The sequence below is a fragment of the Marinobacter sp. OP 3.4 genome (assembly GCF_036224885.1).
Lineage (GTDB): Bacteria > Pseudomonadota > Gammaproteobacteria > Pseudomonadales > Oleiphilaceae > Marinobacter.
This window is the reverse complement of record NZ_JAVVLT010000053.1, coordinates 43,827-58,408: the sequence shown is the minus strand read 5'-3', so window position 1 is coordinate 58,408 and position 14,582 is coordinate 43,827. Positions and strand designations below refer to the sequence as shown.

15 protein-coding genes are annotated in these 14,582 nt (G+C 62.0%); 4 read left to right on the top strand and 11 right to left on the bottom strand.

The window, feature by feature from the left end; translation table 11 throughout:
• Nucleotides 1–250: 250 nt before the first annotated feature.
• Nucleotides 251–682 carry a cytochrome bd oxidase small subunit, CydX/CbdX family gene (locus tag RO069_RS22115; protein WP_442915359.1) on the bottom strand — a complete coding sequence of 144 codons (432 nt, stop codon included), beginning with the start codon at nucleotides 680–682 and terminating at the stop codon, nucleotides 251–253.
• Between RO069_RS22115 and RO069_RS09750 the strand changes: the two genes are divergently transcribed.
• Genes RO069_RS09750 through lnt form a run of 4 tightly spaced genes read left to right on the top strand, consistent with a single transcriptional unit; the run spans nucleotide 579 to nucleotide 4,108 of the window.
• Nucleotides 579–1,277, top strand: a complete 699-nt coding sequence (locus tag RO069_RS09750) for a PhoH family protein (RefSeq protein ID WP_442915358.1) — start codon at nucleotides 579–581, stop codon at nucleotides 1,275–1,277. The two genes, RO069_RS22115 and RO069_RS09750, sit on opposite strands and share 104 nt — an antisense overlap.
• The gene (gene ybeY / locus RO069_RS09745; protein WP_328187120.1) at nucleotides 1,274–1,747 is read left to right on the top strand and encodes an rRNA maturation RNase YbeY; all 474 of its coding nucleotides are present in this window, start codon (nucleotides 1,274–1,276) and stop codon (nucleotides 1,745–1,747) included. The genes RO069_RS09750 and ybeY overlap by 4 nt, the downstream gene beginning before the upstream one ends.
• Complete coding sequence (locus RO069_RS09740; RefSeq protein WP_328187119.1) at nucleotides 1,744–2,592, top strand: HlyC/CorC family transporter; 849 nt, start codon at nucleotides 1,744–1,746, stop codon at nucleotides 2,590–2,592. The genes ybeY and RO069_RS09740 overlap by 4 nt, the downstream gene beginning before the upstream one ends.
• Nucleotides 2,582–4,108: an apolipoprotein N-acyltransferase gene (lnt, locus tag RO069_RS09735; RefSeq protein ID WP_328187116.1), complete on the top strand. Its 1,527-nt coding sequence runs from the start codon at nucleotides 2,582–2,584 to the stop codon at nucleotides 4,106–4,108. Before RO069_RS09740 ends, lnt begins: the two co-directional genes overlap by 11 nt.
• A 216-nt stretch (nucleotides 4,109–4,324) precedes the next feature.
• Here lnt and recJ read toward each other — a convergent pair whose 3' ends face one another.
• The 10 genes from recJ to ffh all read right to left on the bottom strand — a co-directional run bounded on the left by recJ (nucleotide 4,325) and on the right by ffh (nucleotide 14,449).
• The gene (gene recJ / locus RO069_RS09730) at nucleotides 4,325–6,073 is read right to left on the bottom strand and encodes a single-stranded-DNA-specific exonuclease RecJ (RefSeq protein ID WP_328187115.1); all 1,749 of its coding nucleotides are present in this window, start codon (nucleotides 6,071–6,073) and stop codon (nucleotides 4,325–4,327) included.
• A gap of 43 nt (nucleotides 6,074–6,116) precedes the next feature.
• Entirely contained in the window at nucleotides 6,117–7,517 is a 1,401-nt protein-coding gene (gene thrC / locus RO069_RS09725) for a threonine synthase (RefSeq protein ID WP_328187114.1), read from the bottom strand.
• 11 nt (nucleotides 7,518–7,528) lie between these two features.
• Entirely contained in the window at nucleotides 7,529–8,830 is a 1,302-nt protein-coding gene (locus RO069_RS09720; RefSeq protein WP_328187112.1) for a homoserine dehydrogenase, read from the bottom strand.
• A gap of 95 nt (nucleotides 8,831–8,925) precedes the next feature.
• On the bottom strand, nucleotides 8,926–9,690 hold the full coding sequence (locus RO069_RS09715; protein ID WP_328187110.1) for a DsbC family protein: 765 nt from the start codon (nucleotides 9,688–9,690) through the stop codon (nucleotides 8,926–8,928).
• A gap of 224 nt (nucleotides 9,691–9,914) precedes the next feature.
• Entirely contained in the window at nucleotides 9,915–10,856 is a 942-nt protein-coding gene (xerD, locus tag RO069_RS09710) for a site-specific tyrosine recombinase XerD (protein ID WP_328187108.1), read from the bottom strand.
• 126 nt (nucleotides 10,857–10,982) lie between these two features.
• On the bottom strand, nucleotides 10,983–11,339 hold the full coding sequence (rplS, locus tag RO069_RS09705; protein WP_328187106.1) for a 50S ribosomal protein L19: 357 nt from the start codon (nucleotides 11,337–11,339) through the stop codon (nucleotides 10,983–10,985).
• A gap of 40 nt (nucleotides 11,340–11,379) precedes the next feature.
• Nucleotides 11,380–12,126 (bottom strand): tRNA (guanosine(37)-N1)-methyltransferase TrmD, encoded by a 747-nt coding sequence (gene trmD, locus RO069_RS09700; RefSeq protein WP_328187105.1) that lies wholly within the window; start codon nucleotides 12,124–12,126, stop codon nucleotides 11,380–11,382.
• Nucleotides 12,127–12,128: 2 nt separating this feature from the next.
• Nucleotides 12,129–12,656, bottom strand: a complete 528-nt coding sequence (gene rimM / locus RO069_RS09695; protein WP_328187104.1) for a ribosome maturation factor RimM — start codon at nucleotides 12,654–12,656, stop codon at nucleotides 12,129–12,131.
• Nucleotides 12,657–12,677: 21 nt separating this feature from the next.
• Complete coding sequence (gene rpsP, locus RO069_RS09690; protein ID WP_328187102.1) at nucleotides 12,678–12,920, bottom strand: 30S ribosomal protein S16; 243 nt, start codon at nucleotides 12,918–12,920, stop codon at nucleotides 12,678–12,680.
• A 143-nt stretch (nucleotides 12,921–13,063) separates the two neighbouring features.
• Nucleotides 13,064–14,449, bottom strand: coding sequence for a signal recognition particle protein (gene ffh / locus RO069_RS09685; protein WP_328187101.1), 1,386 nt, complete (start codon nucleotides 14,447–14,449; stop codon nucleotides 13,064–13,066).
• Nucleotides 14,450–14,582 lie beyond the last annotated feature (133 nt).

Sequence of the window (14,582 nt, the reverse complement as noted above, 5' to 3'; positions counted from 1 at the left end):
GCAAGTACGTCCATGTAGGGCTCGACGGCAGCCATCCCTGGCTGCCGACGGTTCCGGAAAGACGTCCCCCTCCTTGCCCTCCCGACATCGGGATCGCCTGAAAGAAAATACAACCTTTGTCTTGAAGGATGCTGCTGCGGCCACCATTCTTTAGTTTTAATGTGCTTTTCCAGTCGGATCTTAAGGCAACCGTACGTTCCTCGATCCTGGACACAAACATCGTTTGCGAATGTCACGAACACCAATTCCATCAGTCTTGAGCCCCAGTATCAGGCTCCCAAAAACCAGAGGAAAGATTGACTACCACCACCGAAGCCCGACAATTCGATCTGAGCCCCGCTGACCAACGTCGGCTCGCCGTCCTGTGCGGCCAGTTCGATGAGCACCTCAAACATATCGAACGCCGCATGGATGTCCGCGTGGGCCGCCGTGGCCACCACTTCCGCATCGAAGGCCAGCCGGAAAACGCCACCGCCGCCACCGAAGTCATCCGCCACCTGTACCGGGAAACCGAAGCCACCGACGACATCAGCCCGGAGACCGTACACCTGTTCATCCGGGAATCCGGTTTCGAACGCTTGCCGCAGGCCTCCGAGTGGGATGGCAGCCAGATCGTCATCAAGACCCCGAAACTGCAGGCCAGACCGAGGGGTAAAAACCAGCAGAAGTACGTCCACAACATCCGCAATCACGACGTCAACTTCGGTATCGGCCCCGCCGGTACCGGCAAGACCTGGCTCGCCGTGGCCTGTGCCGTGGAAGCCCTGAAGGACGAACAGGTCAAGCGCATCCTGCTGGTGCGCCCGGCGGTGGAAGCGGGCGAAAAACTCGGCTTCCTGCCCGGCGACCTGGCCCAGAAGGTGGATCCCTACCTGCGCCCGCTCTACGACGCCCTCTACGAAATGCTGGGCTTCGACCAGGTGACTCGCCTGATCGAGAAAAGCGTGATCGAGATTGCTCCCCTGGCCTTCATGCGCGGACGGACGCTTAATAATTCCTTCATCATTCTCGACGAGAGTCAGAATACCACCCGGGAACAGATGAAAATGTTCCTGACCCGGATCGGCTTCGGATCCACGGCGGTGATCACCGGCGACACCACCCAGGTGGACCTGCCCCGGGGGCAGAACTCCGGCCTGATCCATGCCGCCAGCGTGCTGAGCAAGGTGTCGGGTATCGGCTTCACCCGGTTCGAGTCCAGCGACGTGGTCCGCCATCCGCTGGTGCAGCGGATCGTGGAAGCCTACGACAGCTTCAACGAAGACGACCCGGTATGAGCGAACTGACCGTCGACATCCAGCGCATCATTGAGAGCAATGACCTGCCGGACGACGACCGGCTGATCCAATGGGCCCGGGCCGGCTGGCAGCAGGCCCACGATTCCGAGGTCACCCTGCGCCTGGTGGACGAGTCGGAAAGCCGGGCCCTGAACCACCAGTATCGTGGCAAGGACCGGCCCACCAACGTGCTGTCCTTCCCATTTGAGGCGCCAGCCGGTATAACAGTCCCTCTGGCCGGCGATCTGGTGATCTGCGCGCCGGTGGTGGCCCGGGAGGCCGTCGAACAGAACAAGACATCAGAGGCACACTGGGCCCATATGGTCATCCACGGCCTGTTGCATCTTCAGGGTTACGACCATATGGAAGATGACGAGGCCGAGGTTATGGAAGCCCTGGAAATCCGGTTGCTGGCCGACCTTGGCTACGGCAACCCCTATGAGACAGAGGAATCGGAACCACACTCATGAGCGACGATCAGTCGAGTCGCGGCCAGGACCGAAAGTCCTGGCTGGAGCGAATATCCCAGGCTTTCTCCAGCGAGCCTGAGTCCGTCGAGGACGTGCTGGAGATCCTTCGCGATGCCGAAGAGCACAACATTATCGACACCGATGCCATGAGCATCATCGAAGGCGCCATGCAGGTCATCGACATGCGCGTCGACGAAATCATGATTCCCCGTTCCCAGATGGTCACCGTCAAGGCTTCCCAGGAGCCCAAGGCCTTCCTGCAGGAAATCATCGACTCCGCCCACAGCCGGTTCCCGGTGATCGGCGACAGCCAGGACGATGTCATTGGCGTGTTGCTGGCCAAGGACCTGCTGCCCCTGGCGCTCAATAACGACCTCAACTGGAACCGCATCCGCGAGATCCTGCGTCCGCCCACCTTTGTGCCCGAGAGCAAGCGTCTCAATCAGCTTCTCAAGGAGTTCAAGGAGAACCGCAACCACATGGCCATCGTGGTGGATGAGTACGGCGGTACCGCTGGCCTGATCACCATTGAAGACGTGCTGGAACAGATCGTCGGCGAAATCGAGGACGAGCACGACTTCGACGAGGAAACCAACATCAAGCCCCACGGCGACGGCTCCTGGGCGGTGAAAGCGGTGACCTCGGTGGAGGACTTCAACGAGTTCTTCGGGACCGAAATGGACCAGCAGGAATTCGACACCATTGGCGGCATCGTGCTCAAGGAGTTCGGCCACCTGCCCCGCCGGGGCGAAGCCACCAGTTTCCACGGCTTCACCTTCACCATCGCCAACGCCGACAACCGGGTCATCCGGTTACTGCAGGTGACCCGGGACGATGCTGAGTAACCCCCTGGCCAGCACACCGCGCTGGCTCAACGGCCTGCTCCTGTTGCTGGCCGGCGCGCTACAGACACTGACGCTCTCCCCCTGGGACTGGTGGTGGATTGGCCCCCTGTCCACTGCCCTGATCGTGTTCGCCGCCCTGCCCCTGGCAGTCCGCCACCTGTTTCTGGCCGGCTGGCTGACGGGGCTGGGGCTGTTTGCCTCCGGTGTAACCTGGATCTATATCAGCATCAGCGAGTATGGCAATACCTCAACCCCCATCGCGATCACCCTGATGGCGCTTTTCGTGGCCGGCCTGGCCCTGGTGCACGGGCTGGCGTTCTGGTTCTGGGGCAAGTTGGCGAAGGACAGCCCGATACGTCGCCTGATCCTGTTTCCGGCGGTGTGGGTGCTGGCGGACTGGATTCGTGGCTGGTTGCTGACGGGTTTCCCCTGGCTATACCTGGGGACCGCCCATGTGGACGGCCCGCTGGCGGGCTGGGCCCCAATCACCGGCGTCCACGGCATCACCCTGATGGTGACGGCCACCGGCGCCGCCCTGTATGGCCTCTACGGGCTGGTCCGGTCCAGACAGTTGACGCGGGCAGCCATCCTCGGCGCCTGTACCCTGGCCGTCTGGCTCGCCGGCCCGGCGCTGAATCGCATCCCCTGGACCCAGGTGTCCGATGACACCCTGAGCTTCGCCACCATGCAGGGCAATATTCCCCAGCAGATCAAGTGGGATCCGGATTTCCTGCGGGACCAGTTGGTGATCTACCTGGGGCTCACCGAGGACGACTGGAACCGGGATATCATCCTGTGGCCGGAAACCGCGATCCCCATCACCCAGGACCAGGCCGGCCCGATCATCGAGCATATCCAGTCCAAACTCGGTGAAGGCAGTACGCTGATCAGCGGCATCCCCTGGTACACCTACAGTGCCGCGCGGGAGGACTACACCTTCCACAACGCCATCATGGCCATCGGCGAACAGGGCGACGGGGTCTACCACAAGCAAAAACTGGTGCCTTTCGGGGAGTATGTTCCCCTGGAGCAATGGCTGCGGGGCATTATCGGGTTCTTCGACCTGCCCATGTCCAGTTTCAGCCGTGGCCCGGAGTACCAGGACCCGCTGAAGGCCGGCGACGCCAGGCTCACGCCCGCCATCTGTTACGAGGTAGCCTATGCGGATTTCGTCGCCAGGAACGCCCGCCGAGGCAATATGCTGGTGACCATCAGTAACGATGGCTGGTTCGGGGACTCCATCGGCCCCCACCAGCACCTGCAGATGGCCCGGATGCGGGCCCTGGAGACCGGGCGCTACATGCTGCGGGGCACCAACAACGGGGTGACCGCCGTTATTGATGAAAAAGGGCAGATCACAGAGCAGATCCCCCAGTTTGAACGCGCGGTCATGAACGGTGAGATCCGTACCGCCAGTGGTAATACGCCCTTCATGCTGACCGGCTCCTGGCCGGTGCTGACGCTGGTGGCGATTCTGATCGTATTCGTCCGCGAGCGGGTGATTCCCAAGCCCTGATGGCGCCCCCTTGCCCTGTCTGACTCCCCAGGAATGGTGAACGTAGGCTGTAGCCCCTCTCCCCTGGAGGGAGAGGGGTTGGGGAGAGGGGGAAAAGTTAACTCCTAAGTCCGATCTCGGGCGCCCTTCGGGCGCTCCCCCTCTCCCTGGCCCTCTCCCTCAAGGGGAGAGGGAAGGTTTAACGCGAACTCAGTGTAGACCCTCTCCAGGGAATGGTTAACGTGAGGTCTGTGCAGAGCAGGGTTCAAGGTAATCAATCAACAATTGCAGGCTGGTACGTCCCCGGAAGGTATTGGCGTCCGGCTTGTAGACCACCCGGGCGCCGCTGCGGGTATAGTCGGGGACTTCCGGCCCGGTATTGAAGGCGATGCCGTCCACCGCCTCATGACCGTCCACCGGTTGCAGCACCAGCTTCAGGTGGTTCTCCCCCACAATACGCTGGCTGATCACCCGGAACTCGCCATCGAACATGGGTTCCGGGAAGTGCTGCCCCCAGGGCCCAGCACGCTTCAGCAGGTGGGCGGTTTCCAGGCACAGTTCCCCGGGGCTCAGGGGCCCGTCGGTGACCACCGCCGCCTCCAGGTCTGCTTCCGTCAGGGAGTCCCTCACCGTCTCGTCGAAGGCCTGACTGAAGCGCTCCAGGTCGTCGCCGGCGATGGTCATACCGGCCGCCATGGCGTGACCACCAAACTTCTTCAGCAGTCCCGGGTGACGGGTATCCACCACCGCCAGGGCATCACGGATATGCAGACCGGGAATGGACCGGGCCGAGCCCTTGAGTTGTTCGCCATCCTCGTCCGGGGCAAAGGCAATGGTGGGCCGGTGGGTCTGCTCGCGGATGCGGGCCGCCAGGATACCGATCACCCCCTGGTGCCAGTCCGGGTCGAACAGGGCCAGCCCCCAGGGCAGTCCCTCGATATCCAGTGACATGGACGCCAGCAGGTCCTGGGCCTGGGCCTTCATGTCCTTTTCAATGGATCGGCGCTCCCGGTTGAAGGTATCCAGTTCCCGGGCCAGGCGCCGGGCCTCGTCGGGATCATCCGCCAGCAGGCAGGCAATGCCGATGCTCATGTCGTCGAGACGGCCGGCGGCATTCAGTCGCGGCCCCAGCACAAAGCCCAGGTCGGTGGAACTGATGACAGTGTGATCCCGGCCCGCCACCTCCAGCAGTGCCAGGATACCGGGCCGGGCCAGGCCCTGCCGGATACGGCGCAGGCCCTGTTCCACGAAGATACGGTTGTTGTGGTCCAGGGGCACCACATCCGCCACCGTGCCCAGGGCCACCAGGTCCAGCAGGCTACCCAGGTTGGGTTCCGACTGCGGCAGCCTGCCCTGTTCCCGCAGGTGTTTGCGCAGGGCCGTGAGCACATAGAACATCACCCCCACCCCGGCAGCATGCTTGCTCAGGAAGGGGCACCCCGGCTGGTTGGGATTCACGATGGCATCCGCCTCCGGCAGGCTGTCACCGGCCAGGTGGTGATCGGTGACCACCACTTTCATGCCCGCCTCCCGGGCGGCCCGCACACCTTCGTGGGCAGATATACCATTGTCCACGGTCACCAGGAGGTCAGGCGTCTCACCCTCCTCCACCAGCCGGTGAATAATCCCCGGCGTCAGCCCGTAACCATCAGCAAAACGACTCGGTACACGGAAATCGATCTGGCCCAGCCCGAGCATCGACAGTCCCAGCATGGCCACAGCCGTGCTGGTGGCGCCGTCGGCATCGAAGTCCCCCAGGACCAGCACTTTCTGCTGCTGCCCGATGGCATCGGCCAGCAGTTCCACGGCACGGTCGATACCCTGCAGTTGCATGGGGGATGCCAGGTGCTTGAGGGTATAGGTCAGTTCGGCATCGGAGGACACCCCCCGGGCCGCATAGAGCCGCCGTAACAAGGGCGGCAGGTCACGGCCCCAGTCCGGATCCGTGTCCGGGCCGGGGCGACGCAGGATCTTCTTGGGAGTCATAGACACTCAACGGTGCCCGGGAAGGCAGTGCTTCCCGGGATCATCAGGCAAACTTCCAGTGCTTGGCCATGAAATCCTGGACGGACGTCAGGTTGTTCTCCAGCACAGTGTAACGTTCTTCCCGTTCGAACAGGTCGGCCATATGGGCCGGCAATGGCGGCTTCACGGAGAGCCCGGCCTCGGCGATGGCATCCGGGAACTTGGCCGGATGGGCCGTGCCCAGGGTAATCATGGGAACACTCCGGTCACGGCGACAGTTTCGGGCCGCCCTCACACCAATGGCGGTGTGGGGATCCAGCAGATATTCGTTGTCTTCGTAGACCTGACGGATGGTCTCGCAGGTGGTCCTGTCGTCCACCGCATCGCTGTCAAACAGCTTGCGAGCATGGCGCCATCGGTAGTCCTCGATACTGACCGGCCCCTTGGCGGCATTCTCCAGCAGCAGTTTGACGGCGGCGCCGTCACGACCGTGCAGATCGAACAGCAGGCGCTCGAAATTGCTGGATACCATGATATCCATGCTCGGCGACAGGGTATGCTCCAGCTTAAGCTGTTCGTACCGGTTGCCGCTCATGAAGCGGTGGAGGATATCGTTGCGGTTGGTGGCGATCACCAGTTGCGAGATGGGCAGACCCATCTTCTTCGCCAGGTAACCCGCGAAGATGTCACCAAAGTTGCCAGTGGGCACCGAGAAGGCCATGGAACGGTCGGGGCCACCCAGGGACAGGGACGCCTGGAAGTAGTAAACAATCTGGGCCATGATCCGCGCCCAGTTGATGGAGTTGACCGCGGCCAGCCGGGCCTTGCCACCCAGGAAGGACTGATCGCCGAAGCTGGCCTTCACCATCCGCTGGCAGTCGTCGAAATTGCCCTTCACGGCGATGTTGTGGATGTTGTCACCCGGTACCGTGGTCATCTGCCGGCGCTGGACTTCAGACACCCGCTCGTGGGGATGCAGGATGAAGATATCCACATGCTCACAGCGACGGCAGCCCTCGATCGCGGCGGACCCGGTGTCGCCGGAGGTGGCCCCCATGATCACCGCATGCTCGCCGCGCTTCTCCAGCACGTAGTCCAGCAGGCGCCCCAGCAGTTGCAGGGCAAAATCCTTGAACGCCAGGGTCGGGCCACGGAACAGTTCCAGTACCCACTCGTTGGCATCCAGCTGCACCAGCGGCGCGATCGCCTTGTGGGCGAACACATCGTAGGTGTCTTCCAGCATCCGTCGGAAATCGGCTTCCGGAATGGCGTCGTCCACGAACGGGTACATGATATTGAAGGCCAGCTCGCTATAGGACAGCCCGCGCCAGCTACGGATTTCCTCCAGGCTGAAATGGGGCAGCGATTCCGGCACATAGAGCCCGCCATCGGTCGCCAGACCGGTCAGCAGAACGTCCTCGAAGCCCAGGGCGGGGGCCTCGCCCCGTGTACTGATGTATCTCACGTGCGTACCTGTCAGTTGAAGTTTTCAGCGCGGATGCGAACCACCTGGTCGTCCACCTCATCCAGGGCTTCCAGTTCCTCGATGGCCTGGTTGACCTGACGCTCCTGGACCGTATGGGTCAGGATGATCACCGGAATCCGGCCATCCTGGACCTCGGATTCCTTCTGCATGATGGACTCGATGTTGATGCCGTGCTCACTGAGGATGGAGGCCACCTTGGCCAGAACACCCGGGCGGTCCAGGGCCTGGATACGCAGGTAATAGGCAGACTGGGTGAATTCCATGGGCAGCACTTCCAGATCCTCGATGGCCTCCGGCGCAAAGCCGAGGTAAGGCACGCGACCTTCGCCACCACCCTGGATGGCCCGGGCAACATCCACGATATCGGCGATCACGGCGGAGGCGGTGGCCTCGTCACCGGCACCCGGACCGTAGTACATGGTCTGCCCGACGGCATCGCCGTCCACCAGTACGGCGTTCAGCACGCCATCCACCTGGGCAATCAGGTGGCTCTGGGGCACCAGGGTGGGATGCACCCGCAGCTCGATGCCGCCCTCACGGCGGCGGGCAATACCCAGGTGCTTGACGCGATAGCCCAGCAGTTCGGCATGGGCTATGTCGTAGGGGGTCAGGCGGGAGATGCCTTCGGTGTAGGCACGGTCGAACTGGAGTGGTACACCGAAACTGGCGGAGGCCATGATGGTGAGCTTGTGGGCGGCATCGACCCCTTCCACATCAAAGGTGGGATCGGCCTCGGCGTAGCCCAGGTCCTGGGCTTCCTGCAGCACTTCATTGAAAGCCCGGCCCTTGCGCATCTCGGTGAGGATGTAGTTCCCGGTACCGTTGATGATACCGGCGAGGGTATCGATACGGTTGGCGGCCATGCCCTCGCGGATGGCTTTGATAACCGGGATACCGCCGGCAACTCCGGCTTCATAGGCCACCACAACGCCGGCCTTGTCGGCGGCATCAAAGATCTCGTTGCCATGGACCGCGATCAGCGCCTTGTTGGCGGTGACCACGTGCTTGCCCTTGGCAATGGCCGCCAGGACCAGTTCCCGCGCCGCTTCATAGCCGCCGATCAGCTCGACCACCACATCCACGTCAGGATCATTGACCACATCCATGATATCGGTGCTGAAGGGAATCTCCCCCAGGTCGATATCATCCCGCCAGGTACGGGTCGCCACCCGTACCGTGCGGATGTTGCAACCGGCACGACCGGAAATCAGGCTGGCGTTGCGGGCCAGCACATTGAATGTTCCGCCACCGACGGTTCCTAGTCCGCAGATTCCGACCCTGACTTCTTTCAAGCTTCCACCTCAATGCCCGATGAATGAATAGCGGGCATAGTATACCGATTAGCAAGGCTCAGAACAGCATCGGCCGTGCCATTACCGGTGGACGCTCACATAAGGCCCAGGCCCTCGGCCAGCTTGTCCGCCGGCACGTAGCCGTTGATCATCTTGCCATCCTCCAGCACGATCGCCGGAGTGCCGGAAACGCCAACCTGACCGCCCAGCTGGAACTGCTCCGCCACCGGGTTGTCGCAGGACGCCTGGGGCACCGTTTCGCCAGCCTTGGCCTGGTTCATGGCCGCCTGCTGGTCATCGGCACACCATACCGACTCATACTTGCGGAATGAGGGCGTTCCTGGCCCCGAGCGCGGATAGGCATAGTAATTCACGGTGATACCCAATTCGTTGAGACGGGCCATCTCATCGTGCAACTTGCGGCAGTACGGGCAGTCGATATCGGTGAATACGCCCACCACCGCCTTTTCCTCACCATCGGCCGGATAGGTAATCAGTTGGCCCTCGTCATACTCGGAGAGGAGCTTCGCACGCTCGCCCGACCTGCCCTTCTCAGTGATATTGACGACACCCTCGTCGGTAAGCTGCAGCATTTCACCGGCAATGATGTACTCGCCGTCTTCCGTGGCGTAGATCATGCTGCGATTGTTGGTCCGGACCTCATACAGGCCCGGCACCGCCGACTCGGTCACGCTGTTCACCTTCAGGCCTGGCACGGTGTCCCCCAGCCGCTGGGTGATCACGTCCTCGGCACTTTCAGCGTAGGCAGTGGGCGCAATGGTGGCCAGGCCCAGCACCAGTCCTGCGGTCAGGGCAAATGATGATGGAAGGGAAAAAAAACGGAAGAACGAAAGGCTCATGGATCATCCTGCGTACTGGGTAAATGAAGTCAATGCGCGGCAATCAGCAACCCCGCTATTGGGGCTGCGTCCCTGCCGGAAGTCGTGTCACCTTCAAGCCATTCTGGCGACCACAGGGCAAGCCATTCCGACAACCACCGGGGCCATAGTTAACCAAAGCGATGGTGTCGAAGCAATTGCCCGATACCGGTAATGTGACTGGGGCGAGGTGAAAAAGTTCAGTCCTATCCACGGGGGTGATGGCTCTGATGGAGATCCTGTAGCCGTTGCCGCGCCACGTGGGTGTAGATCTGGGTGGTGGACAGGTCCGCATGGCCCAGCAGCATCTGCACCACCCGCAGGTCGGCGCCATGGTTCAGCAGGTGGGTGGCAAAGGCATGGCGCAGGGTATGGGGGGACAGTTTCTTGCGGATGCCGGCGCGCTGGGCGTAGTGTCGGATACGATACCAGAAGGCCTGCCGGGTCATGGCCGTGCCCCGGTTGCCGGGAAACAGGTCATCGGACATCCGACCCCGGAGCAGATCGCCCCTGGCCTCGTTCATGTAACGCAGGAGCCAGTCCACCCCCTCTTCACCCAGGGGAATCAGCCGTTCCTTGTCACCCTTGCCGATGACCCGGACCACACCCTGTCGCAGGTTGACCTGATCCACCCGCAGAGACACCAGCTCGCTGACCCGCAGCCCGCAGCCATAGAGGATCTCCAGCATGGCACGGTCCCTCAGCTCCAGTCGCCCGTCCTGCACCCGGTCCCCCAGGGGTTCGTCCAGCAGCGCTTCCACGTCCCCCTCGGACAGGGAATCCGGCAGCCGGCGGGACAGACGGGGGCTTTCGATACGCAGGGTGGGATCCTCGGCGATCAGCTTCTCCCGCAACAGGTAGCGGTAGAAGCGCCGGATCCCCGACAGCCGACGGGCGGCGGTGGCGTTCTTGCGCCCTTCCACAAACGCCGCGGATATCCAGCCCAACAGGTCATCGCGTCCCACCTGCTGCAACCGTGGCGACCCGGGCCGCTCCGCCAACCACTGGGACAGCTTGCGCAGGTCGCTGCCGTAGGCGGCCCGGGTCTTCTCCCCCAGACCGTCTTCCAGCCAGAGAGCGTCCAGGAACCCCTGGATCAGACGCTGGTCCTCATCCCTGATGGAGGTTTTCTCAGACTTGCCGGCCATGCGGCGTCACCTCCCCGCCAGAAAACGTATGCCCATAACGCAAAAAAGGGCAGCCAGAGCCGCCCTTTTCCGGAAACCGTCGCAGGTTCACGAACCCACCGTTTCTAATGCCAACCGAACTGGAACTCAGTTCAGCTTTTCCTTGATCCGTGCGGCCTTGCCGGACAGCTCGCGGAGGTAGTACAGCTTGGCCTGACGAACATCGCCGCGACGCTTCACGGAAATGCTGTCGATCAGACGGGAGAACGTCTGGAAGGTACGCTCAACGCCCACACCGTAGGAAACCTTGCGAACGGTGAAAGAGGAGTTCATACCCCGGTTGCGCTTGCCGATAACCACGCCTTCAAACGCCTGCAGACGCTCACGGTTACCCTCGGTAACGCGAACCTGGACAACCACGGTATCGCCCGGTGCAAACTCGGGGATTTCCTTGGTCATCTGCTCCGCTTCGATCTGACTGATGATGTCGTTCTTACCACTCATCGTAATGTGCTCCTGATACCCAATCTCTCAATGCCCTGATTCAATCAGAGGCACCCGGTTCGTTTAAAATCTCGTCCAGCAGCTCACGCTCTTCGTCCGTCAGCACCCGCTGCTCCAGCAGGTCGGGGCGTCGCTCCCGGGTTCGCCTCAGCGACTCTTTCAGCCGCCAGCGCCGGATCTGTTCGTGGTGACCGCCTAACAATACATCCGGCACCGCCTGACCTTCGTAAACCTCGGGCCGGGTGTAGTGCGGACAATCCAGCAACCCGTCAGCAAAGGAATCCTGCTCCGCTGACTGCGCATGACCCAGCGCTCCGGGGATGAGGCGTGTAACCGCATCAATGACGGCCATGGCCGCCAGTTCGCCACCGGAGAGGACAAAATCTCCCAGTGACACTTCCCGATCGACTTCCGTCGAGATCAGGCGTTCGTCAACACCCTCGTAGCGACCTGCCACCAGGATCAGACTGTCCTGCGACGCCAGGGATTCCACCACCTGCTGGTCCAGCCTCTCGCCCTGGGGCGACAGGTAAACCACACAGGCGCTGCCCGGCGCTTCCTCGCGAGCGGCGTGGATGGCATCCCGCAGCGGCTGGATTTTCATCAGCATGCCGGGGCCGCCCCCATAAGGCCGGTCATCCACGGTACGATGCCGGTCATGGGTGAACTCCCGGGGGTTCCAGCTACGGAAGGTCAGCAGACCATCCCGTACCGCCCTGCCGGTGATACCCACATCGGTCACCGCACCGAACATTTCCGGGAACAGACTGACAGCGCCAATCCACACCCTCAGAACTCCGGGTCCCAGTCCACCACCAGGCGTTCCGCCGCCAGATCCACTTCACGAACCACCTGGTCCGGAAGATAGGGAATCAGGCGCTCGCGCTGGTCGATGGAGGCCTCGTCGGCCCTGACCACCAGAACATCGTTGGAGCCCGTTTCCATCAGGTGATGCACCTTACCCAGGCGCTCACCCTCCACCGTGAACACGGCCAGTTTCTCCAACTGGTGCCAGTAGTACTCCCCTTCCGGAAGTTCCGGAAGCTCGGAGGTTGGCACCCGGATCTCGGCACCGCCGTAGGTCCGGGCCAGGTCACGGTCGTCAATATCCTTGAGCTTTACCACGATCCCCTGCCCCTGGCGGCGACCGGTTTCAAGCTCCGCGGCAAACCGTCTGCCATCCTGGATCAGCGTCCAGTGACGGTAGTTCAGTATGCCGTCAACGGGATCGGTATAGGAGTAGACCTTGAGCCACCCCTTGACCCCGAAGACCGAGGTAATCCGGCCGATCACAGTTTCCTGTGGATGCTGTGCCATGCCAGGACCCCGGTGAACGTGTTACTTGGCGGCAGTCTTCAGCAGCTGAGCGACACGCTCGGAAGGCTGGGCGCCCTGGCTGATCCAGTAGTCAACACGCTCCTGATCAACACGCAGACGCTCTTCCTGACCGCGGGCGATCGGGTTGAAGAAACCAACGCGCTCGATGAAACGACCATCGCGAGCCCGACGGCTGTCGGTTACTGCCAAGTGGTAAAACGGACGCTTCTTGGCGCCGCCACGAGCCAAACGGATTGTTACCATTTCGACCAATATCCTGTTCAGTTGTACGAACTTTGTACGATGCGTGCCTGCTGCCTTGGCAGCTGCACGTCGACCCATACTCGAAAGGGGCGCTATTCTATGCTAATTCCCCGGCAAAGAAAACAGGCAGCTAGTCCCGATTTCTACATACGGCCAAATGGCGGCGCACCACCGCCGCCGCCCGGCGGCATCATACCCTGCATGCCCCGCATCATGTTCTGCATGCCGCCTTTCTTGCCGACCTTCTTCATCATTTTCTGCATCTGCTTATGCTGCTTGAGCAGACGGTTGATGTCCTGTATCTGAGTACCGGAACCGGCCGCGATACGGCGCTTGCGGGAGTTGTTGATACTGTCCGGAAAACGGCGCTCCTTCGGCGTCATGGAGCAGATGATCGCCTCCATCTGGCCAAAGGTCTTGTCGTTGACCTGACTCTGGGCCGCCTGGGCCATCTGCCCCATGCCGGGCAGTTTGTCCAGCAGGCCGGCCATGCCGCCCATGTTCTTCATCTGCTGGAGCTGGTCGCGGAAATCCTCCAGGTCGAAGCCCTTACCCTTCTTGATCTTTTTGGTGAGCTTGTCGGCCTTCTTCTTGTCCAGCTTGCGCTCGGCGTCCTCTATCAGGGAGAGCACGTCCCCCATGCCCAGAATGCGCGAGGCAACCCGATCCGGATGGAACGGCTCCAGGGCATCGGATTTCTCGCCCACACCCATGAACTTGATGGGCTTGCCGGTGATGTGACGCACGGACAGTGCGGCGCCGCCCCGGGCGTCGCCATCGGTCTTGGTCAGCACCACACCGGACAGCGGCAGGGCGTCACTGAACGCCTTGGCGGTGTTGGCCGCATCCTGACCGGTCATGGCGTCCACCACGAACAGGGTTTCAGCCGGGTCCACCGCCTTGTGCAGGCGACCGATCTCGCCCATCATCTGCTCGTCCACATGCAGGCGACCGGCGGTATCCACGATCACTACGTCCAGGTGCTTCTTGCGGGCCGCATCGATGGCGCCCTCGGCAATGGCCACCGGGTCCTGGTCGGTGGAACTGGGGAAGAACTCCACCCCCACCTCACCGGCCAGGGTTTCCAGTTGATTGATGGCGGCCGGGCGATAGACGTCGGCACTGACCACCATCACCGATTTCTTTTCACGCTCCTTCAGCAGCCGGGCCAGCTTGGCCACCGTGGTGGTCTTACCCGCCCCCTGCAGGCCGGCCATCATGATGACCGCCGGCGGGCGCACGGACAGGTTCAGCTTTTCATCGCCGGAACCCATCACCTGTTCCAGCTCCTGCTGGACCACCTTCACGAACACCTGGCCCGGGGTCAGGCTGCGCTGGACCTCCTGCCCCACGGCCCGCTGACGCACACCCTCGACAAAGGACTTGACCACCGGCAGGGCCACATCGGCCTCCAGCAGGGCCATGCGGACTTCCCGCAGGGTCTCCTTTATATTGTCATCGGTCAGTTTGGCCTGGCCGGAAATTTTCCTGAGACTCCCCGAGAGTCGGTCTGTCAGGTTTTCAAACATGGTGGTACCCGTAAGCCCTGAAAAATGAATTGCCTGTTGCCGACGCTGTACCGGGCCGGCGAAACAACGACCCTATAGAATAACGTCAGGCACTTACCGGTTGATTCCGGTTGCACAATCGCGACATTATAAC

Coding starts and splice junctions, on each gene's coding strand:
- ffh (WP_328187101.1), bottom strand. CDS start 14,449: ATGTTTGAAAACCTGACAGACCGACTCTCGGGGAGTCTCAGGAAAATT.
- lnt (WP_328187116.1), top strand. CDS start 2,582: ATGCTGAGTAACCCCCTGGCCAGCACACCGCGCTGGCTCAACGGCCTG.
- RO069_RS09715 (WP_328187110.1), bottom strand. CDS start 9,690: ATGAGCCTTTCGTTCTTCCGTTTTTTTTCCCTTCCATCATCATTTGCC.
- ybeY (WP_328187120.1), top strand. CDS start 1,274: ATGAGCGAACTGACCGTCGACATCCAGCGCATCATTGAGAGCAATGAC.
- rpsP (WP_328187102.1), bottom strand. CDS start 12,920: ATGGTAACAATCCGTTTGGCTCGTGGCGGCGCCAAGAAGCGTCCGTTT.
- rplS (WP_328187106.1), bottom strand. CDS start 11,339: ATGAGTGGTAAGAACGACATCATCAGTCAGATCGAAGCGGAGCAGATG.
- RO069_RS22115 (WP_442915359.1), bottom strand. CDS start 682: ATGTTGTGGACGTACTTCTGCTGGTTTTTACCCCTCGGTCTGGCCTGC.
- recJ (WP_328187115.1), bottom strand. CDS start 6,073: ATGACTCCCAAGAAGATCCTGCGTCGCCCCGGCCCGGACACGGATCCG.
- rimM (WP_328187104.1), bottom strand. CDS start 12,656: ATGGCACAGCATCCACAGGAAACTGTGATCGGCCGGATTACCTCGGTC.
- RO069_RS09740 (WP_328187119.1), top strand. CDS start 1,744: ATGAGCGACGATCAGTCGAGTCGCGGCCAGGACCGAAAGTCCTGGCTG.
- xerD (WP_328187108.1), bottom strand. CDS start 10,856: ATGGCCGGCAAGTCTGAGAAAACCTCCATCAGGGATGAGGACCAGCGT.